The sequence below is a fragment of the Saccharothrix sp. 6-C genome (assembly GCF_016695385.1).
Lineage (GTDB): Bacteria > Actinomycetota > Actinomycetes > Mycobacteriales > Pseudonocardiaceae > Actinosynnema > Actinosynnema texasense.
The window spans coordinates 6,818,703-6,837,403 of sequence record NZ_CP064192.1 but is presented as its reverse complement, the minus strand read 5'-3'; the positions used below and the strand labels follow the sequence as shown (position 1 = coordinate 6,837,403).

General features: G+C 72.6%; 20 protein-coding genes. 15 read left to right on the top strand and 5 right to left on the bottom strand.

The genetic code is table 11. The annotated features are described in order from the left end of the window. The first annotated feature begins 553 nt into the window (after positions 1 to 553). The 7 genes from rimO to IOD16_RS28870 all read left to right on the top strand — a co-directional run bounded on the left by rimO (position 554) and on the right by IOD16_RS28870 (position 6,974). A complete protein-coding gene (rimO, locus tag IOD16_RS28900) occupies positions 554 to 1,930 on the top strand; it encodes a 30S ribosomal protein S12 methylthiotransferase RimO (protein WP_201441618.1) in 1,377 nt (458 codons plus the stop codon). Positions 1,931 to 1,977: 47 nt separating this feature from the next. After that, positions 1,978 to 2,511, top strand: coding sequence for a CDP-diacylglycerol--glycerol-3-phosphate 3-phosphatidyltransferase (pgsA, locus tag IOD16_RS28895; RefSeq protein ID WP_170185471.1), 534 nt, complete (start codon positions 1,978 to 1,980; stop codon positions 2,509 to 2,511). Next, a complete protein-coding gene (locus IOD16_RS28890) occupies positions 2,508 to 2,981 on the top strand; it encodes a CinA family protein (RefSeq protein ID WP_201436873.1) in 474 nt (157 codons plus the stop codon). Before pgsA ends, IOD16_RS28890 begins: the two co-directional genes overlap by 4 nt. Before the next feature lie 157 nt (positions 2,982 to 3,138). Continuing rightward, positions 3,139 to 3,564 (top strand): helix-turn-helix domain-containing protein, encoded by a 426-nt coding sequence (locus tag IOD16_RS28885; protein WP_201436872.1) that lies wholly within the window; start codon positions 3,139 to 3,141, stop codon positions 3,562 to 3,564. A 285-nt stretch (positions 3,565 to 3,849) separates the two neighbouring features. Continuing rightward, complete coding sequence (locus IOD16_RS28880) at positions 3,850 to 4,713, top strand: PspA/IM30 family protein (RefSeq protein WP_201436871.1); 864 nt, start codon at positions 3,850 to 3,852, stop codon at positions 4,711 to 4,713. Between the two features lie 16 nt (positions 4,714 to 4,729). Further along, a complete protein-coding gene (gene pspM, locus IOD16_RS28875) occupies positions 4,730 to 5,509 on the top strand; it encodes a phage shock envelope stress response protein PspM (protein WP_201436870.1) in 780 nt (259 codons plus the stop codon). A gap of 220 nt (positions 5,510 to 5,729) precedes the next feature. Next, a complete protein-coding gene (locus tag IOD16_RS28870; RefSeq protein WP_123746082.1) occupies positions 5,730 to 6,974 on the top strand; it encodes a uracil-xanthine permease family protein in 1,245 nt (414 codons plus the stop codon). Positions 6,975 to 7,024: 50 nt separating this feature from the next. Here the strand turns inward: IOD16_RS28870 and IOD16_RS28865 are convergent, their stop codons facing one another. From IOD16_RS28865 to IOD16_RS28850, 4 genes are read right to left on the bottom strand one after another with little or no spacing between them, the layout of a single operon-like run. Next, on the bottom strand, positions 7,025 to 8,047 hold the full coding sequence (locus IOD16_RS28865) for a quinone-dependent dihydroorotate dehydrogenase (RefSeq protein WP_201436869.1): 1,023 nt from the start codon (positions 8,045 to 8,047) through the stop codon (positions 7,025 to 7,027). A 10-nt stretch (positions 8,048 to 8,057) separates the two neighbouring features. Beyond that, on the bottom strand, positions 8,058 to 8,852 hold the full coding sequence (locus tag IOD16_RS28860; protein WP_201436868.1) for an Fpg/Nei family DNA glycosylase: 795 nt from the start codon (positions 8,850 to 8,852) through the stop codon (positions 8,058 to 8,060). Next, on the bottom strand, positions 8,839 to 9,471 hold the full coding sequence (locus IOD16_RS28855) for a LysE family translocator (RefSeq protein ID WP_201436867.1): 633 nt from the start codon (positions 9,469 to 9,471) through the stop codon (positions 8,839 to 8,841). The genes IOD16_RS28860 and IOD16_RS28855 overlap by 14 nt, the downstream gene beginning before the upstream one ends. Beyond that, on the bottom strand, positions 9,468 to 10,304 hold the full coding sequence (locus IOD16_RS28850; RefSeq protein ID WP_170185251.1) for a ParA family protein: 837 nt from the start codon (positions 10,302 to 10,304) through the stop codon (positions 9,468 to 9,470). The genes IOD16_RS28855 and IOD16_RS28850 overlap by 4 nt, the downstream gene beginning before the upstream one ends. Positions 10,305 to 10,338: 34 nt before the next feature. On the opposite strand from IOD16_RS28850, the gene IOD16_RS28845 reads away from it, so the two are divergent. From IOD16_RS28845 to IOD16_RS28835, 3 genes are all read left to right on the top strand, one after another. Next, entirely contained in the window at positions 10,339 to 11,061 is a 723-nt protein-coding gene (locus IOD16_RS28845) for a class I SAM-dependent methyltransferase (protein WP_201436866.1), read from the top strand. A 78-nt stretch (positions 11,062 to 11,139) separates the two neighbouring features. Beyond that, entirely contained in the window at positions 11,140 to 11,730 is a 591-nt protein-coding gene (gene shbA / locus IOD16_RS28840) for an RNA polymerase sigma factor ShbA (protein ID WP_201436865.1), read from the top strand. A gap of 210 nt (positions 11,731 to 11,940) precedes the next feature. After that, on the top strand, positions 11,941 to 12,552 hold the full coding sequence (locus IOD16_RS28835; protein ID WP_201436864.1) for a sigma-70 family RNA polymerase sigma factor: 612 nt from the start codon (positions 11,941 to 11,943) through the stop codon (positions 12,550 to 12,552). Positions 12,553 to 12,558: 6 nt separating this feature from the next. Here the strand turns inward: IOD16_RS28835 and IOD16_RS28830 are convergent, their stop codons facing one another. Continuing rightward, positions 12,559 to 13,890 carry a glutamine synthetase family protein gene (locus tag IOD16_RS28830; RefSeq protein ID WP_201436863.1) on the bottom strand — a complete coding sequence of 444 codons (1,332 nt, stop codon included), beginning with the start codon at positions 13,888 to 13,890 and terminating at the stop codon, positions 12,559 to 12,561. A 36-nt stretch (positions 13,891 to 13,926) separates the two neighbouring features. Between IOD16_RS28830 and IOD16_RS28825 the strand changes: the two genes are divergently transcribed. From IOD16_RS28825 to IOD16_RS28805, 5 genes are all read left to right on the top strand, one after another. After that, positions 13,927 to 15,027, top strand: a complete 1,101-nt coding sequence (locus IOD16_RS28825) for an amidohydrolase family protein (RefSeq protein ID WP_201436862.1) — start codon at positions 13,927 to 13,929, stop codon at positions 15,025 to 15,027. A gap of 37 nt (positions 15,028 to 15,064) precedes the next feature. Then, positions 15,065 to 16,348, top strand: a complete 1,284-nt coding sequence (locus tag IOD16_RS28820; protein WP_201436861.1) for a DNA polymerase IV — start codon at positions 15,065 to 15,067, stop codon at positions 16,346 to 16,348. A 97-nt stretch (positions 16,349 to 16,445) separates the two neighbouring features. Next, positions 16,446 to 17,087, top strand: a complete 642-nt coding sequence (locus IOD16_RS28815) for a Crp/Fnr family transcriptional regulator (protein ID WP_123746092.1) — start codon at positions 16,446 to 16,448, stop codon at positions 17,085 to 17,087. 84 nt (positions 17,088 to 17,171) lie between these two features. After that, complete coding sequence (locus IOD16_RS28810; protein ID WP_201436860.1) at positions 17,172 to 17,429, top strand: hypothetical protein; 258 nt, start codon at positions 17,172 to 17,174, stop codon at positions 17,427 to 17,429. A gap of 177 nt (positions 17,430 to 17,606) precedes the next feature. Next, positions 17,607 to 18,530 (top strand): hypothetical protein, encoded by a 924-nt coding sequence (locus tag IOD16_RS28805; protein ID WP_201436859.1) that lies wholly within the window; start codon positions 17,607 to 17,609, stop codon positions 18,528 to 18,530. Positions 18,531 to 18,701 lie beyond the last annotated feature (171 nt).

Sequence of the window (18,701 nt, the reverse complement as noted above, 5' to 3'; positions counted from 1 at the left end):
AATCACCCGATCGGGTATTTCGGGGAACATCGGCCGCGGGTGAGCCGGATCGGTCACCGGTGCCGAAGGGTGTTCCCGCAAAGGATTCCGGCTTTTCTCGGGCGGACGGCAGTCCTCTGCTCGCAATGCCGTTGGACGTGCCGTCGAGTGCGGGCAGGCGTTCGACTGGTTGCGGCGCAAGTGTTGTCCGCCTTGACTTTCCACCCCGATCGAGGGTCCGCGGACCAGGCGCGACCAGGGGGGTGGTGACGTGTCGAGAAGACCGTTTCGGCCCTCGAGCACCAGACCGCGGACGAGGTGAATCCGCGCGATCGCGAAAGCGGTCCGAGTGCGTTCAGCGCAGGTGGCGTGATTCGTCGAGGTGCGCGGGTTGCCCGAGCGCGAGGTCCGGCAGTCGGTGCGGCTCCGGCTCGAACCGCGGCGACGCGCGGGGGCCCGGCGGGACCGGGCGACGGCCGGCCCGGCGGCCGGTGGAGGTGAGCGGGAGGGGAGGGGGACGGCGCCGGTTACGCTGAGCACCGTGTCTTCCCCCACCACGTCCAAGCGCGTCGCCATGCTGACCCTCGGGTGCGCCCGCAACGAAGTCGACTCCGAAGAGCTCGCCGGGCGCCTCACCGCCGGCGGCTGGGAGCTGGTCGACGACGAAGCCGACGTGGTCGTGGTCAACACGTGCGGCTTCGTGGAGTCCGCGAAGAAGGACTCCGTGGACACCCTCCTCGCCGCCGCCGACAGCGGCGCGAAGGTGGTCGCGGTCGGGTGCATGGCCGAGCGCTACGGCGCCGAGCTGGCCGACAGCCTGCCCGAGGCGAACGCCGTGCTCGGGTTCGACCACTACACCGACCTCGCCGACCGCCTGGACGACGTCCTGGCCGGTCAGACCATCGAGTCCCACCAGCCGGTCGACCGCCGCACGCTGCTGCCGCTCACGCCCGTGCAGCGGCCGAAGGCGGCCGAAGAGGTGCAGGTCCCGGGGCACGGCTGGGGCCCGCGCGTGCTGCGCACCCGCCTCGCCGACACCCCCGTGGCGCCGCTGAAGATCGCTTCCGGCTGCGACCGCCGCTGCTCGTTCTGCGCGATCCCGTCCTTCCGCGGCGCGTTCGTCTCCCGCCACCCGGACGAGGTCGTGGCCGAGGCGATGTGGCTGGCCGAGCAGGGCGTGCGCGAGGTGTTCCTGGTCTCGGAGAACTCCACCTCCTACGCCAAGGACCTGCCCCGCGAGCTGGGCGGCCTGGAGCTGCTGCTGCAGCGGCTCGCGAAGGTGCCCGGCATCGACCGCGTCCGCGTGTCCTACCTGCAGCCCGCCGAGACGAAGCCCACGCTGGTCAAGGCCATCGCCACCACCGACGGCGTGGCCGACTACTTCGACATGTCCTTCCAGCACTCCAGCGAGCCCGTGCTGCGCCGGATGCGCCGCTTCGGCTCCACCGAGTCGTTCCTCGGCCTGGTCGAGCAGATCCGCTCCCTCGCGCCGCGTGCGGGTATCCGCAGCAACGTCATCGTCGGCTTCCCCGGCGAGACCGAGGAGGACGTGGCCGAGCTGGAGCGCTTCCTCACCGCCGCCCGGCTGGACGCGGTCGGCGTGTTCGGCTACTCCGACGAGGACGGCACCGAGGCCGAGAACCTGCCGGGCAAGCTGGACGCCGACACCATCGCCGAGCGCGTGGCCCGCATCTCCAACCTGGTCGAGGAGCTGACGTCCCAGCGCGCCGAGGACCGCGTCGGCGAGGAGGTCGTCGTCCTGGTCGAGACCGAGGAGGACGACGAGAGCGACTGCGTCGGCCGCGCCGCCCACCAGGCGCCCGAGGTCGACGGCGAGTGCGTCATCACCAACGCCGACGGCCTCCGGGTCGGCGACCTGGTGCGCTGCCGGGTCGACTCGTCCGAGGGCGTCGACCTGGTCGTGACAGCGATCGAGGTGCTCCCGAGGTGACCGAACCCGCGCGCGTGCCGGTGCTGAACATCGCCAACGTGCTGACGATGTCCCGGCTGGCGCTCGTGCCGGTGTTCCTCTACTTCCTGTTCGAGGAGGACGGCCACCAGACCTGGTGGCGGCTGGCCGCGTTCGGGGTGTTCGCCGTGGCGTCGGTCACCGACCACGTGGACGGCAACCTGGCCCGCAAGCACGGGCTGATCACCGACTTCGGCAAGATCGCGGACCCGATCGCGGACAAGGCGCTGACCGGCGCCGCGCTGGTCGGCCTGAGCCTGCTCGGCGAGCTGCCGTGGTGGGTGACCGTCGTCATCGCGGTCCGCGAGCTCGGGGTGACGCTGCTGCGCTTCTGGGTCATCCGGCACGGCGTGATCCCGGCCAGCCGCGGCGGCAAGGCCAAGACGCTCGTCCAGATCGTCGCCATCGGCCTGTACGTGCTGCCGCTGCCGTCCTGGCTGGACGCGGTCTCGGTGACCGCGATGGGCGCGGCCGTGGTGCTGACCGTCGTCACGGGCGTCGACTACGTGATCCGCGCGTTGCGGCTGCGGGCCAGGGGCAAGCGGGCGGTGGCCGGGGCGTGAGCGCCGTCGACGTCGTGCGGACCCTCGCCGGACGCGGTGAGACGGTCGCCACCGCCGAGTCGCTGACCGCGGGCCTGGTGACCGCCGAGCTGACCTCCGTGCCCGGGTCCAGCGCCGTGGTGCGCGGCGGGCTCGTGGTCTACGCCACGGACCTCAAGCACTCGCTCGCGGGCGTGGACGCGGCGCTGCTGGCCGAGCACGGCGCCGTGCACCCCGAGGTGGCCCGGCAGCTCGCCGAGGGCGCACGGGAGCGCTGCGGGGCGACGTGGGGCCTGGGGCTGACCGGGGTGGCCGGTCCCGACCCGCAGGACGGCGTCGGCCCCGGCACCGTCCACATCGGTTTGTCCGGCCCATCCGGGTCGAGTGTCCGGACGCTCACTCTCGGTGGTGGTCGTGACGAAGTGCGCAAGAGTTCGACAATGGCGGCCCTGACCTTCCTGCTCGACCACCTCAAGATCCCCGTCGAGTGACGTGAGCAGCGCGTTTCCCGTCACACCCGGACACGCACGCGGGAACTTACCGGTGAGTTCACTCGTTCGCCCTTTGGCGGACGTGTCGGGAAGTCACTGCCCGTCGACGGGACGGGTCGGTAACGTGGTGGCACGGCCGGCCGGAAGGAGGCGCGCGATGACCGTGCTGCTACGCGAGGCGATCGGTGATCGGCTCCGCCATGCCCGCACCACCCAACGCCGCACGCTGCGCGAGGTCTCCAGGACCGCCCGCGTCAGCCTGGGGTACCTCTCCGAGGTGGAGCGTGGCCGCAAGGAGGCGTCCAGCGAGCTGTTGGCCGCGATCTGCGAGGCGTTGGACCTGCCCCTGTGGGAGCTGCTGCACCTGGTCGCCTCGGACATCGGCGCCGTCCAGCGCCCCGTGCCGACCCCGGCCGAGCTCACCGAACGGGCCCCCGCGGCCGCGTCGGCGGGCCTGGAGGGCGGCACGATGGTGCCCGCGGTGATCGGCAACGACCTGTCCGACCTGCGGTTGCAGCCCGTGCTGACGCACCGGCTGTCCACTTCGATCAGCAAGCCGCGCAACGCGGTGGTGGCGGCGTAACCCCAGCTCACACCTGCCTGAGCCGAGCCGGTCCCGACCGGCTCGGCTTTCGGCGCGTGCAACGAGTTGGCAACCCAGGGCGGGGTCGCCGCGTAGGCCGGGAGCCGGGCGGGCAGGATGACCATGCCGACGAAAGTCGGGGGGTGACTCAGGGTGATCCCGGATATCTCCCCAGGTCGGTGGAAGCAGCGCGGGACAACTGACACGATGGAACCAACACCGGCACCGGGTCGTTGCCAATCACGAGCGCGAGCCAGGGAAGTGCGGAGAAGGCAGGCGTAGGAGATGGCCAACCCTTTCGTGAAGGCATGGAAGTACTTCATGGCGGCTTTTTCGTCCAAGATCGACGAGCACGCCGACCCGAAGGTGCAGATCCAGCAGGCCATCGAGGAGGCGCAGCGGCAGCACCAGGCGCTGTCGCAGCAGGCCGCCGCGGTGATCGGCAACCAGCGCCAGCTCGAGATGAAGCTCAACCGCCAGCTCGGCGAAGTGGAGAAGCTCCAGGCATCCGCACGCCAGGCGCTCGTGCTCGCCGACGAGGCGCGGGCGAAGGGTGACGAGCAGCGCGCGACGCAGTTCGAGACCGCGGCGCAGGGCTTCGCCACCCAGCTGGTGACCGCGGAGCAGAGCATCGAGGACCTGAAGACGCTGCACGACCAGGCGTTGCAGGCGGCGACGCAGGCGAAGCAGGCGGTCGAGCGCAACGCGATGGTGCTGCAGACCAAGCTGGCCGAGCGCACCAAGCTGCTCAGCCAGCTGGAGCAGGCGAAGATGCAGGAGCAGGTCTCCCACTCGCTGCGCCAGATGACCGAGCTGGCCGCGCCGGGCAACACGCCCTCGCTGGAAGAGGTCCGCGACAAGATCGAGAAGCGGTACACCACCGCCCTCGGCTCGGCGGAGCTGGCGCAGAACTCGGTGCAGGGCCGGATGCTGGAGGTCCAGCAGTCGACCACCGAGATGGCGGGCCACTCCCGGCTCGAGCAGATCCGCGCGTCGATGGCGGGCGGCAAGGTCGCCGGCGAGGTCACCAGCGGTCAGCCGGCCAGTGCGAGCGCCGGCATCCAGCAGGAGATCCAGCAGCGCGTGCAGCAGACGCAGGCGCAGCCGACCCAGCAGATCCAGCAGAACCCGCCGGCGAGCCAGGGCTGAGAGGGTGGTGTCCGCGATGGAACCCCGGCGGAAGGTGGCCGGCGAGATCGTCCAGGTCATCGGCGGCCAGCTCCAAGGGCAGATCGCGGACCAGGTGAAACGGCGGTACGCCGCCTGGAACGACCCGCGCGCGAAGCTCGATCGGCGGTACCGCCGATCGAGCCGCGTGCTCACCTTCTGGCTGATCGTGCTGGCCCTGCTCGCGGTGGTCGGCACGCTCACGCTGGTGGGCGTGCTCGGCGCGGCGCCCGGCGTGGTGGCGGCCCTCGGGTTCGCCGGCACGTCCGTGCTGGCCGTGCGCACGAACATCAGGATGAGGGGCATCGACGTGCAGCGGCGGCAGCTGGAGGCCGCGCCGGCGCCCGAGCCGCTGCCCGCCCGGTCCTCGGCGGCACGCCAGCCGATGGAACGGCTGGAGGACGCCCAGGACACGTTGCGGGAGCTGCTGCGCCAGCTCGACTCGGCGGCGTTGACGTCCATCCCCACCGACTCGGTCGAGCAGGCCCGCGCCACCGGCGCCGAGGCCGTGTCCGCGATCCGGGCCGTGTCCCGCCAGTTGCAGGCCGTCGAACGGGCGCGCGACACCGCCCCGCCGCTGGACCGCGCGCCGCTGGTCGAAGGGGTGCGAAGACTGCGGACGCAGCTGGACGAGGGCGTGGACGGCTACTGCGGCCTGGTCGCCGCCGCCGGCCGGGTGCTCGCCGAGAGCACCGCCAACAACCCCCGGCAGGTCCTGGGCGACGCGACGGACCACCTGGCGGGCCTCGCTTCGGCGTTGCGCGAACTGTCGAGCTGACGCCGTTCGCGGCACTGCGCACTTGGCGCGCGGCCATCTGCACGAACCAGGATTACGTCACGTTGCGTAGCGAAGTTGGGCTATCTTCGAGTCCACAGTGGCGTACGCTGCTGCGATCGTGTGATTATCAGACCGTTATATAGCCGCAGCCACTACTTGGCGTGGCAGGATCCCTGGGTCGGACAGCGTGGTCCGTCCTGGTCGCCGGGGAGGTCATTGAGTGGCGTTGTGGACCGTGCGCGGCGATGGCCGCCCCACCGATGGTGACGCCGTCGCGCCGCAGGAGCGGCTGACCTGGCCGCGCACCATCGGTTTCGGCGTCCAGCACCTGGTCGCGATGGCAGGCGCCACGATCTTCGTCCCCGCCACCACCGGACTCCCCGTCAGCACCACCCTGCTGTTCTCCGGGCTCGGCACGCTGCTGTTCCTGCTGATCACCCGCAACCGCGTGCCCAGCTACCTCGGCGCGTCGTTCGCGTTCATCGCGCCGCTGTCCGCCGCCCGTGACGAGGGCATCGCCGCGCAGCTCGGCGGCGTGCTCGCGGCCGGCCTCCTGGTGATCATCATCGGGGTCGCGGTGAAGGCGCTCGGCGTGCGGCTGCTGGAGGCCGTGATGCCGCCGGTGGTGACCGGCGCGGTGGTCGTGCTGATCGGGCTCAACCTCTCGCACCGGGCCACCGACTCGTTCGCCCAGCAGCCGCTGCCCGCCGTGGTCACGATGGGCATCATCCTGCTGTGCGGCGTGCTCGGCCGCGGCTCGTCGTTCCGGTTCTCCGTGCTCCTCGGCGTGGTCGTCGGGTGGGCGCTCGGCTTCTGGCTCGGCCTGGTCGACACGGCCGCGGTGGGCCGGGCCGCGTGGTTCGGGCTGCCCGAGTTCCACGCGCCGGAGCTGCGGCCGTCGGTCACGCTGCTCGTGCTGCCGGTGGTGATCGTGCTGGTCGCGGAGAACGTCGGCCACGTCAAGGCGATCGGCGCGCTGACCGGCCGCAACCTCGACGGCAACGTCGGCGACTCGATCATCGCCAACGGCGTGTCCACCGCGCTGGCCGGTCTCGGCGGCGGGTCGGGCACCACCACCTACTCCGAGAACATCGGCGTGATGGGCGTGACGAAGGTCTTCTCGACCGCCGCCTACGCCGTGACGGGAGTGGCGGCGGTGCTGATGGCGTTCTCGCCGAAGGTCACCGCCGTGCTCTCGACCATCCCGGCGGGTGTCGTCGGCGGTGCGACGCTGGTGCTGCTCGGCCTGATCAGCCTGGTCGGCGTGCGGGTGTGGATGGACAACCGGGTCGACCTGACGAACCCGGGCAACGCGCTGGTCGGCGGCACGGCCCTGGTCGCCGGGGTGGGTGACCTGACGCTGGAGCTGGGCGACATGGAGCTCGGCGGCCTGGTGTGGGGCTCGCTGCTCGTGGTGATCCTGCACCCGATCCTGCGCTGGCTGCGAACCGCCCGCAACGCCTGACCCCGCGCCTCACCCGCCTACCGGGCCGCCGCCCGCGGAGCAGCGGCGTTTCAACGGAGCCCGCGGTTGATGCGGTGCACCAGCCCGGGGCCTTCGTAGATGAACGCCGTGTAGAGCTGGATCAGGCTCGCGCCCGCGTCCAGCATCCGCTGCGCGTCGTCCGGGCTCGCGATGCCGCCGACGCCGATGATCGGCAGCTTGCCGCCGGTCTCCCGGCTGACGAACCGCACCACCTCGCGGGCGCGTTCGGTCAGCGGTTTGCCGCTCAACCCGCCTGCTTCGTGCGCGAGGTGCCGGTCGGCGGGCGCCAGGCCGTCGCGCGACAGCGTGGTGTTGGTCGCGATCAGCCCGCTGACGTCGTGCGCGGCGCACACCTCCAGCAGTTCGGCGATCGCCTCGTCGGTCAGGTCGGGCGCGATCTTGACCAGGATCGGTTTGCGCGGCTTCGACCCGGCCAGGTCCCGGGCGGTGGCGTCGAGCGCGGACAGCAGCTCGGTCAGGGCGCCGCGGTCCTGGAGGCTGCGCAGGCCCGGTGTGTTGGGCGAGCTGATGTTGATGGCGAAGTAGTCGCCGTGCCGGTAGAGCGCGCGCAGGGACGTCCGGTAGTCCTCGACCGCGTCCTCGACCGGGGTGACCTTGGACTTGCCCAGGCTGATGCCCAGCGGCACGGACAGGGGGCCGAGGCGGTCGAGCCGGTTGGCCAGCTCCAGCGCGCCGTCGTTGTTGAAGCCCATCCGGTTGATGATCGCTTCGCTGTCGCGCAGCCGGAACAGGCGCGGCTTCGGGTTGCCGGGCTGCGCGTGCCGGGTGACCGTGCCGACTTCGACGAACCCGAACCCGAGCGCGCCCCACGCGGGCAGCGCCCGGCCGTTCTTGTCCAGCCCGGCGGCCAGGCCGACCGGGTTGGGGAACCGCACGCCGAAGACGGTGCGCGCGGAGGAGGGACTGCGCTTCACGAGCTTCGCCGCGGGGCTCAGCTTCGCCATCACGCCGAGGGTGGTCTCGTGGACCCGCTCCGCGTCCCCGCCGTGCATCCGGAACAACGCCTTGCGCACCACGCTCTTGTAGACCACGGCGGTAACCCTAAGCGATCGGCCCTGGCTGGCAGCGCGGGCACCAGTACGCGGGACGCTCGCGCACGCCCGCGCCCTGCCCGCCGACGCGCACCTTGGTCCCGCACCGCAGGCACGGCTTGCCGCCGCGCTCGAACACCCAGTGCTGCCGTCCCCGTCCCATGAGGCCGGTCGTGCTCTGCTCCGGGCGCCACGCGTTGGCCAGCAGCAGCTTGCGCGCCAGCCGCACCGCCTCCGCCGGGTCCGCCGCCGACACCGGGCTCCACGGCGACACGCCGAGCAGGAAGCACACCTCCGCCTTGTAGAGGTTCCCCACGCCCGCCATGACGCGCTGGTCGAGCAGCGCCAGCCCCAGTTCGCGGTCCGGGTCGGCCACCAGCCTGGCGACCGCCTCGGCCGCCTGCTCGTCGTCCCAGTCACCCAGCAGGTCCGGTCCGAGGTGGCCGACCAGCCGCGACTCCTGGTCGGTCGGCAGCAGCTCCAGGTCGTGCAGCGCGAAGCCCACCGCGACCCGGTCGGGCACCTCCAGCAGCGCCCGCACCTGGTGGCCCGGCCGCTGCCAGCGCTGGCCCGGCCGGTAGAGGTGCCACGCGCCGTCCATCCGGAAGTGGCTGTGCAGGCTCAGGTCGCCGGAGAACCGGGTGAACAGGTGCTTGCCGACGGAGCGCACCGCCAGCACGTCCCGCCCGGCCAGGTCGGCGGTGGCCCACCTCGGGTGGCGGATCTCACCGCGCAGGAGCGGCCGGCCGGCCAGCGCCTCGTTCAGGCGCTGCCCGGCCAGGAAGACCGTGTCACCCTCGGGCACCGCTGTCGAACGCCATCTTCAGGCCGAACCCGACCAGCACGGACGCGGTCAGCCGCTCGGTCCACCGCCGCACCGCGGGCTTCGCCAGCACGACCACCGCCCGCCCGGCGAGCCACACCACGACGAGCTGCCACACCTGGCCGATGGTCACGTGCACGCCCACCAGCAGCGCGCCCCAGCCGGCCGACGCCTGGTCGGACGGCAGGAACTGGGGGAGCAGGCTCAGGTAGAACACGCCGATCTTGGGGTTGAGCAGGTTCGTGGTGAACCCGATCCGCAACGCCTGCGCCGGTGTGATCACCAGCACGTCGGCCGGTCGTTCGACGGCGCCGCGCGTCGACTTCCACAGCGCCGAACCGCCGAGCCACAGCAGGTACGCCGCGCCCGCGTAGCGCACCACGTCGTAGGCCAGTTGAGACGCCACGAGCAGCGCGGTCAGCCCGGCGATGCTCGCCGCGCCCCAGACCAGGCAGCCGAGGGTGGTGCCGAACCCGCCGACCACACCGGCTCTGCGCCCGCCGCCGAGCACCATGCGCAGCAGCATCATGGTGTCCAGGCCGGGTGTGATCGTGAGCAGGACGGCGGCGACGGTGAACGCCAGGAGGGCGCCCGTGCTCACGCGTCCACCGCTTCCTCGATCTCCTCGTCGTTGAAGTCGTGGTGCACGGCCCTGCGTCTGCTCCGGCTGATCCGCAGTATCCGGGCCAGCAGCAGGTTGAACGCCAACGCCACCTCGCGCGCGCCGGGCGTGCCCCACTCGTGGATCGGCATGCACGCGCCCTGCGCCTGCTGCACGGCGAGCCGGTCCGGCAGCGCCACCGGCATCACCAGCGGCCCGAAGATGTCTCGCAGCTCCTCGATGCGGAACTGGTGCTCGTGCGACCTCGGCCGCACCCGGTTCACCACCACGCCGAGCGGCTGGAGGTCCTCGTTGTGCTCGCGCTCGGCCTGCACCGCCTCGAACGCCCGCTGCACGCCCGCGACCGCGAACATCGTGGGCTCCGTCACCAGCAGCGCGCGGTCCGCCGCGACCAGCGCCGACCGGGTCAGCTGACCCAGCGACGGCGGGCAGTCCAGCAGCACCAGCTGGTAGGGGTCCTCGTCGTCCTGCAGCAGCCGCAGCGCCTCGCGCAGCCTGCCGAGCCGGGTCTCGCCCGGGTCCGGGTGGTTCAGCGACTCCGCGTCCTCCGAACCGGCCAGCACGTCCACGCCGTCGCCCCACGCGCTGGGCGCGATCGCCTTGTCCACCGTGTCGCGGCTCGGGTCCTGGAGGACGTCGTAGATGCTGGCCTCGGTGTCGCCCGGTTCCAGCGTGGAGGTGGCGTTGCACTGCGGATCGAGGTCGATGACCAGCGTGCGGACGCCACGCCGCAGCGCCGCCGACGCCAGACCGAGCGCGACCGTCGTCTTCCCAACGCCACCCTTGAGGCTGAGCACCGCCACCGTATGCACGTAGTGCAGCCTACGGCCCTTACGCTCTACGTCCATGCGACCGGACGCCGTACACAGGGTGCTCGACGCCGAGCTGACCGCCGCGCGGGACCGCAGGGGCGGCGAACCGCCGCGGGTGCTCGACGTCGGCGGCGGCAGCGGTGTGTGGGCCGTGCCGCTGGCCGTGGCCGGGTGCACCGTGACGGTGATCGACCCGAGCCCCGACGCGCTGGCGACGTTGCACCGCCGTGCGGCCGACGAAGGCGTCCTGGACCGGGTCACCGCTGTTCAGGGCGACACCGACGCGTTGGACCGGGTCGCTTCGGCGGATTTGGTCCTGGCGCACGGGCTGCTGGAGGTCGTGGACGACGCCGGCGCCGCCCTGGCCGCGCTGGCCGCCGCGGTGATCCCGGGCGGCGCGGTGTCGTTGCTGGTGGCGAACCGGTACGCGGCCGTGCTGCACCGGGCCATCGCGGGCCGGCTGGTGGACGCCCGGCGGCTGCTGGACGACGAGGCCGGTCAGCTCACCGGGACCCGCGACCCGCTGCGGCGCCGGTTCGACGTGGCCGGGTTGGAGGCGTCGGTGGTGGCGGCCGGGCTGAAGGTGGAGCTGGTCCAGGGCCACGGCGTGGTGTCCGACCTGGTCCCGGGCGCCGTGCTGGAGGCCAACCCGGGCGCGGCGGAGGCGCTGGCCGAGCTGGAGCTGGCCGCGTCGACCCGCCCGCCGCTGCGCGATGTGGCCGCCCGGTTGCACGTCCTGGGCCGAAAGCCGGCCTGAGTGCGGTAGAACGGAGTCTCCGCCGCCTACCCGCAGAGGACCCGCCGTGGGAGACCCGCACTTAGCCTGGGCCGGCTGATGGCCGGACCCGTGCCCGAAGACCTGGAAGACGAGGTGCGCGCCGCCGCCGCCGGCGACCGCCGGGCGGTCGCCTCCCTGCTGGCCACCGTCCGCCCGCTGGTCGTGCGCTACTGCCGCGCCCGCGTGGGCAGGCAGGAGCGGTCGTCCGCGTCGGCCGACGACGTGGCCCAGGAAGTGTGCCTGGCGCTGTTGACCGCCCTGCCGACCTACAAGGACCACGGGCGGCCGTTCCTGGCGTTCGTGTACGGCATCGCGGCGCACAAGGTCGCGGACGCGCACCGCGCGGCGTTGCGCAACCGCGCCGAGCCGGTGCCCGAGGTGCCCGACGGCCCGGACGACGAGCACGTCGGCCCGGAGCAGTCGGCGTTGCGGGCGGACCTGTCGCGGAGGATCGGCCGGCTGCTGCGCCTGCTGCCGGACAAGCAGCGGGAGATCCTGGTGCTGCGGGTGGTGGTCGGGCTCACGGCCGAGCAGACCGCCGAGGTCGTCGACGCCACGCCGGGCGCGGTCCGGGTCGCGCAGCACCGGGCGCTGGTCCGGCTCCGACGGGAGATTGGACGATCCTTGGTCACGCAGCGCAACCGGTGATCGGGCACGCTTACTCCGTTCGAGGAACAAACGCAGCCATTCGGGGTAACTTCTTGTGAGTCGCGTCATCTCCGTATGTCGTCGACGTCGCGTTCGCATGTGCCCCCGAGAGGCGTCCAGCGCGCGGACGCCGAGGAGCTCGCGATGGCAACGATGGTGGTTGGTCTGTCGGTTATGCCGGAACTTCGTGGTAGTCCGGGGAGGTCGGTGATGTCCGTGCAGTGCGAGGACGTCCCGTCCTCTCCACCGGCACGTGTGGAGGGGGGACCCGAGGCGTACGTCGAGAGGGCGGTCCGCGGCGACCGGCGGGCGGTCGACGCGCTGCTGGCCGCGATCAGACCCGTGATCGTGAAGTACTGCCGGGCCAGGATCGGCCAGGGGCAGCGGTCGTCGGCGTCGGCGGAGGACGTGGCCCAAGAGGTCTGCCTCGCCGTGCTGAAGGCGCTGCCGAACTACCGCGAGCAGGGCCGGCCGTTCATGGCGTTCGTGTACGGGATCGCCGCGCACAAGGTGGCCGACGCGCACCGCGCGTCGGCGCGCAACCGCGCCGAGTCCGTGCCGGAGCTGCCCGACAGCGCGGGCGCCGAGCCGGGCCCCGAGCAGCGGGCGTTGCAGGGCGAGCTGTCCGAGCGGATGGGACGGCTGCTCGGCGTCCTGCCCGACCGGCAGCGGGAGATCCTCGTCCTGCGCGTGGTCCTCGGCATGTCCGCCGAGGAGACCGCCGAGGCGGTCGGCTCGACGCCCGGCGCCGTGCGGGTGGCCCAGCACCGGGCCCTCACGCGGCTGCGCAAGGCGATGGACGAGGCACAGCGCGGCGCTTGACGGCGCTCAGTGCCGCCAGCGGGTCAGCGCGGCGACCTCCTCCGGTGAGCAGTCGGCGAACCGGGCGATCTCGCCGCGCCGCACGTCGGCGATCGTCGCGGCGAACTCCGCGCCGAACGCCTCGGTCAGCGCCTCGTCCGCCTCGAACGCCGCCACGGCCTCCGCCAGGGACGTCGGCAGGCGCTCGACGCCCGGGAGCCCGACCGGGTCGACCCCGACCGGCTCCGGCAGCCGCGCCTGCTCCACGATCCCGGCCAGGCCCGCCGCCATCGTGGCCGCCACCACGAGGTACGGGTTCGCCGACAGGTCGTAGCACTTGACCTCCAGGTCGCGGCCCGCGACTAGGCGCAGCGCCGCCTCCCGGTTCTCCAGCCCCCACACCGCGAACGCGCCCGCCCAGTGCTGCGGCACGAGCCGCAGGTAGCTGGCCACCGACGGCGCGCCGATCGCGCACAGCGCGGGCAGCCGGCGCAGCACGCCCGCGGCGAACGCGTCGGCGTCCTCGGTCAGGCCGAACCAGCTCTCGCCGTCCGCGAACAGGTTGCGGCCGTCGCGCCACAGGCTCAGGTGCAGGTGGCCGCCGTTGCCGACGCCGTCGGCGGTGACCTTCGGCGAGAACGACGCCCGCAGGCCGTGCCGCAGCGTGATGGCCCGGACCGTCTCCCGCACCAGCACCGACGTGTCCGCCGCGTGCACCGGGTCCTCGGGCGTGGTGGACAGCTCGAACTGGCCCGGCGCGTACTCGGGGTGGAACTGGAGCACCTCGACGTCCTGCTCGGCCAGCGCCGACAGCAGGTCCGCGGCGTAGTCGGACAGCTCGACCTGGCGGGCGTGGCCGTAGGCGGGCCCGGTGGTGGCGGGCCGGAACTCGTCGGTGTCGCCCTGCCCGACGACCCACTCCACCTCGAAACCCGCCTGGACCTCGTAGCCGTGCACGGTGAGCCGGTCGGCCACCGCCCGCGCCAGGCCGCGCTCGTCCTGCGGGTGCGGCTCGCCCCGCTGGTCGAAGCGGTCGGCCGGCGCCCACGCCCAGCCCGGCTGGCCCGCGAGCACGGTGAGCCGGTCCAGGTCCGGGTACAGCCGCAGGTCGCCCACGGGCCCGCCCGCGTGCCGCCCGGTGACGATCGTGTCGTCCAGCAGGAACGCGTCGAACACCGGTGACGCGCCCACACCGTCCGCGGCGGCTCTGGGCAACCCCGCGAGCGGCACCGACTTCACCCGCGTGATGCCGCTGTGGTCGACCCAGGTCAACGCGACCGCCACGACGTCCTGCTCCAGCAGGTCGTCCACCATCTCGGCCGCCAGCGCACGTCGGTGCTCCCGCTCCGCTGTGTCCATCGTGCGTGGTTACACCAGCTCACTACTGTTCAACAAGTGGACCATCTGCTGCCGTGCGTGGCGTCGTTGCGCCTCGTGGACCACCACTGCCACGGGGTGCTCGACGCCGACCTCGACCGGGACGGCTTCGAGTCGAACCTGACCGAGGCCGGGTCCGCGTCGCCGCTGGGCACGTCGCTGTTCGACTCCTCGTTGGGGCTGGCGGTGCGGCGCTGGTGTGCGCCTTTGCTGGACCTGCCGGTCCTCGCGCCCGCCGACGAGTACGTGGCGCGGCGGCGGTCGCTGGGCGCGGCGGAGGTGAACCGGGCGCTGGTGTCGGCGGCGGAGATCTCGGCGTTCCTGGTGGACGACGGGGTGTGGCCGGAGGACTTCGTGAGCCCCTCCGCGTTCACCGGTTCGCGTGAACATCGCGTGCTGCGGCTGGAGCGGGTGGCGGAGGACGTCGTGGCCGAGGGGGCCTCGGTGTTCCCGGCGCGGGTGCGGGCGGTGCTGGACTCGTCGCCGGCGGTCGCGGCGAAGTCGGTCGCGGCCTACCGGGTGGGGCTGGCCCTGGACCCGGCCCGGCCGGCGGACGCCGAGGTGGTGGCGGCGGCCGACCGCTGGCTGAGGTCCGGCTCGACCCGGTGCGCGGACGAGGTGATCAGCCGGTTCCTGGTGTGGGAGGCGCTGGACCGCGGCCTGCCCGTGCAGTTCCACGTCGGCTACGGGGACGCGGACCTGTCGCTGCACGAGTGCGACCCGTCGCTGCTCACCGACCTGCTGCGGGCCACCGCGCCGCTCGGCGTGCCGGTCATGCTGCTGCACAACTACCCGTTCCACCGCACCGCCGGTTACCTGGCGCAGGTGTTCCCGCACGTGTTCGTGGACCTGGGGCTGGCCACGCACTCGGTGGCGCACCGGGCGAGCCGGGTGCTGGCGGAGGCGCTGGAGATCGTGCCGTTCGGCAAGTTCCTGTTCTCCACCGACGCGTACGCGCTGGCCGAGCTGTACTACCTGGGCGCGTTGTCGTTCCGCCGCGCGCTGTCGGACTTCCTGTCGGCCGGGCTGAGGGAGCATGCTTTCGCCCTGGCGGACGCGGAGCGGATCGCTCGCCTGATCGGGTGGGAGAACGCGCAGCGGGTCTACCGCCTGGAGTAGAGTCTCGAACGGGTGTTCGGTCTGGGTGGAGGTGGTCGTGGGCCGCAGCGCGAACCTGCCGCGCGGTCTGGTCGATCGCTTCCTCGCCCGCGGCGACGTCTGGCCGGACGACACCGGCTGCTCGATGCTGCACGTGGACATGGACGCCTTCTACGCGTCGGTCGAGATCCGCGACCGGCCGGAGCTGGCGCGCAAACCGGTGGTCGTGGGCGGCACCGCGAACCGCGGCGTGGTCGCGTCGGCCAACTACATCGCCCGCGAGTTCGGGGTGCGCTCCGCGATGCCCACCTCGCATGCGCGCCGCCTCGCGCCGCACGCGGTGTTCGTGCCGCCGAACTTCGCCCGGTACCAGGAAATCTCGCGCGGGGTGATGGCGATCTTCCGCGACATCACGCCGCTGGTCGAGCCGTTGAGCCTGGACGAGGCGTTCCTCGACGTGAGCGGGGCGCTGAAGCGGCTGCGCCTGGGCCCGGCGCAGATCGCGAAGCTGATCCGCGAGCAGGTGCAGGAGGCGCACGGGATCACCTGCTCGGTGGGCGTGGCGCCGACGAAGTTCCTGGCCAAGCTCGCGTCCGGGATGTGCAAACCGGACGGTTTCATGGTCGTGCCGCGCGACGAGGTGCTGTCCTTCCTGCACCCGCTGCCGGTGTCGGCGCTGTGGGGCGTGGGCAAGCGGACGGCCGAGAGCCTGGACCGGGTGGGGCTGGAGACGGTGGCGGACGTGGCCGCGACGCCGTTGCCGCGCCTGCGCAGGCTGATCGGCGTGGCGCTGGCCGAGCACCTGCACGCGTTGGCGCAGGGGCACGACGACCGGCCGGTGGTGCCGTCCACGCGGGAGAAGTCGATCGGCGCGGAGGAGACCTTCGAGGTCGACCACTTCGACCGGGGGCTGCTGCGCCGTGAGCTGTTGCGGCTCTCGGAGCGCTCGGCGGCGACGTTGCGGGCGCGGGGGCTGCGCGGGCGCACGGTGTCGATCAAGGTGCGGTTCGCCGACTTCACCACGATCACCCGCTCCAAGACGTTGCGGGTGGCCACGGACGTGACCCAGGAGGTCTACAAGACGGCGTCGACCCTGCTGGACGAGCAGGTGCCGCCGGGCGCGGTGCGGCTGATCGGGGTGCGGATCGAGCAGCTGGTCGAGGGCGACGACGGCGAGCAGCTGATGTTCGACGCGCCGGAGCGCGGTTGGCGCGAGGCGGAGCAGGCGGCCGACCAGGCGCGGTCGAGGTTCGGCACGGCGGCGATCCGCCCGGCCTCGCTGCTGAGCCAGGGGCCGACCAGGTCGGGGCACGACGAGCCCAAACCGGACCGCGGGGACTGAGCGCGCGTTCGGCTTCCCGACCCCCGTGATCGCGCCGTTCGGGTGGTCGCGGGCCTGATCGGCGTCCCGCGCGCCGGTCACCGGGCACAGTGGTGGCGTGGATCGGTTCTGGGGTCTGCTCTCGCCCTCCGAGCACGAGGTGCTCATGGCGACGGGTGTCGAGCGCGACTACCCGCCCGGCTCGGTGATCTGCCACGAGGGCGAGGTGACGCGGCACGTGCTGGTCGTGCGCCGAGGTCTGCTGCGGGTGACCGCGACCACGGCGAACGGCAGCGAGAAGGTGCTGGCCGTGCGCGGCGCGGGCGACATCGTCGGTGAGCGCTCGGCGGTCGACGGCCGGCCGCGTTCGGCGACCGTGCGGGCCCTGGGCGAGGTGCGGGCGCTGGTGCTGTCGGCCGGTTCGTTCGCCGGCCTGTGCCAGCGGCACCCGCGCATCGCGTGGTCCGTGCTGATCGTCGTCGTGTCGCGGCAACGGGACACCGACCGCCAGCGCGTGCAGATCAGCGGCACGGCCACGCAGCGCGTCGCCGCCGTGCTCATCGACATGGCGTTGGAGCGGGGGATCGCCGACCAGGGCGCGATCGCGTTGAGCCAGGAGGACCTCGCCGGCATCGCGGGCACGTCACGGGAATCGCTCGTGCGGGTGCTGCGCGGGCTGCGCGAGGAGGGCATCATCAGCACCGGGCGGCGAAAGATCGACATCCACCGGGTGAGCAGGCTCTACGACTTCACCAACTGATGTCCCCTTGTGCGTCATCTGACGCAGAACTCCAGGCCAGGGACTCGTAGAAATGAGTCATCAGCCGAGTTCAGAGGGGGAGCCATGAACCACATCGAGGAGCCCGCCAGGTCTCGCCGGCGGTTCACCGAACGCCTCGCGAGCACCCTTGCCTTCACCGCCGTCATGGCGTGGGCCGCCGTGGTGGTGGTCGTCAAGTCCGATCTCGACGGTGTGGTCGCGCTCGCCGTTTCCTTCGTGCTCGCCGGCGGCCTGGTCGCCGTGTACGACGCCTGGCGCGAGGTCCGCTCCGTCCGCCGCGAGCTGGACGTGGAGATCCACGAGGACCTCGTCCGCCTGTAGACCACGCGGTGGCCAACGAGGGGTGGCCGCCGTTCGCCGAGGCCTTCCGCAGACGGTCGGGTCTGCGGAAGGCCTCATTCACGTCCGTCCTCGCCGAGTTGTCCACAGCCCGTCGAGTTGTCCACAGTTCGCGATCTTCTTCTCGACCCTCCCACCCGGACCGCCGATGGTGGACACATGCGAACCACCATCGACCTCGACGCCCTGGGCGGTCTCTTCCCCCACCGCGTCGCCACCGCGTCGGAGCTCCTGGGCCTGGGTCTGCCGAGCGGGGAACTGGCCGCCCGCTGCCGCCCGAGGGGCCCGTGGCAGCACGTCCTACCGGGAATCCTGCTCCTGGCCCGGACCCCGCCCACGCGCGCGCAACTGGTCCGCGCGGCCCTCCGGTACGGCGGCCCGCGCAGCCTGATCACCGGGGTGGACGCCCTGCAACTGCACGGCCTCCGCGCGCTGCCCGCCACCGGCCCGGTCCAGATCCTCGTCGACCGCGCCCTCGAACCGGCCGCGAAGGTCCGCGTCACCAGGGTCAGCCGTTTACCGGCCCCCGTCCTGCGCCGAGGTTTCCTGACCGCACCGCTGGCGAGGGCCGCCGTCGACACCGCCAAGTCACTGCACCAGCCTGACGACCTCCGCGCCGTGCTGACCGAGGTGGTGCGCCACGGCGGGGTCCCGGTGGCCGAGCTGAGGGCAGGGCTGGCCAGGTCGTCGGAACAGGCCAGACAAGTCCTCTCCGAACTGGCCGACGGTGTGCGGTCGGTGCCCCAAGCCTGGGCGAGGGCCGTCCTGGACGACCTGCCCCTGCCGCCACCGGCGTGGGGCGTCCCCCTGGCGAGCGCCGAGGGCCGGCCCCTGGGCATCGCCGACGCCTGGTGGCCCGACCTCGCCCTGGCCTGGCAGTTCACCACCGCGCACCCCCGGCCGGACCTCCTCAAAGCCGCCGGCGTCATCGTCCTGCACACCACCCCGACCCGCCTGCGTCAATCACCCACAGCCGTGGCCCAAGACCTACTGCGAGCGGCCACCCAAGCCACCACCCGCCCAACCCCTCACATCACCACCCGCCACCTCCCACCCCCAAGGAGGCCCCCACCCCACCACTGACCGGGCCGAACCCCACCGACCCCGGACCTCGTCCACCCCGGACCCTGCCTGGCGGCTGTGCCTGGCGGCTGTGCCTGGCGGCTCTGTCACATCCCGGCCACTAACTCCGTTCCAGCTCGCCGAGCCCTCACCTCATCCCACCGAGCCACCAACCCGCCTCCCCAACGACCG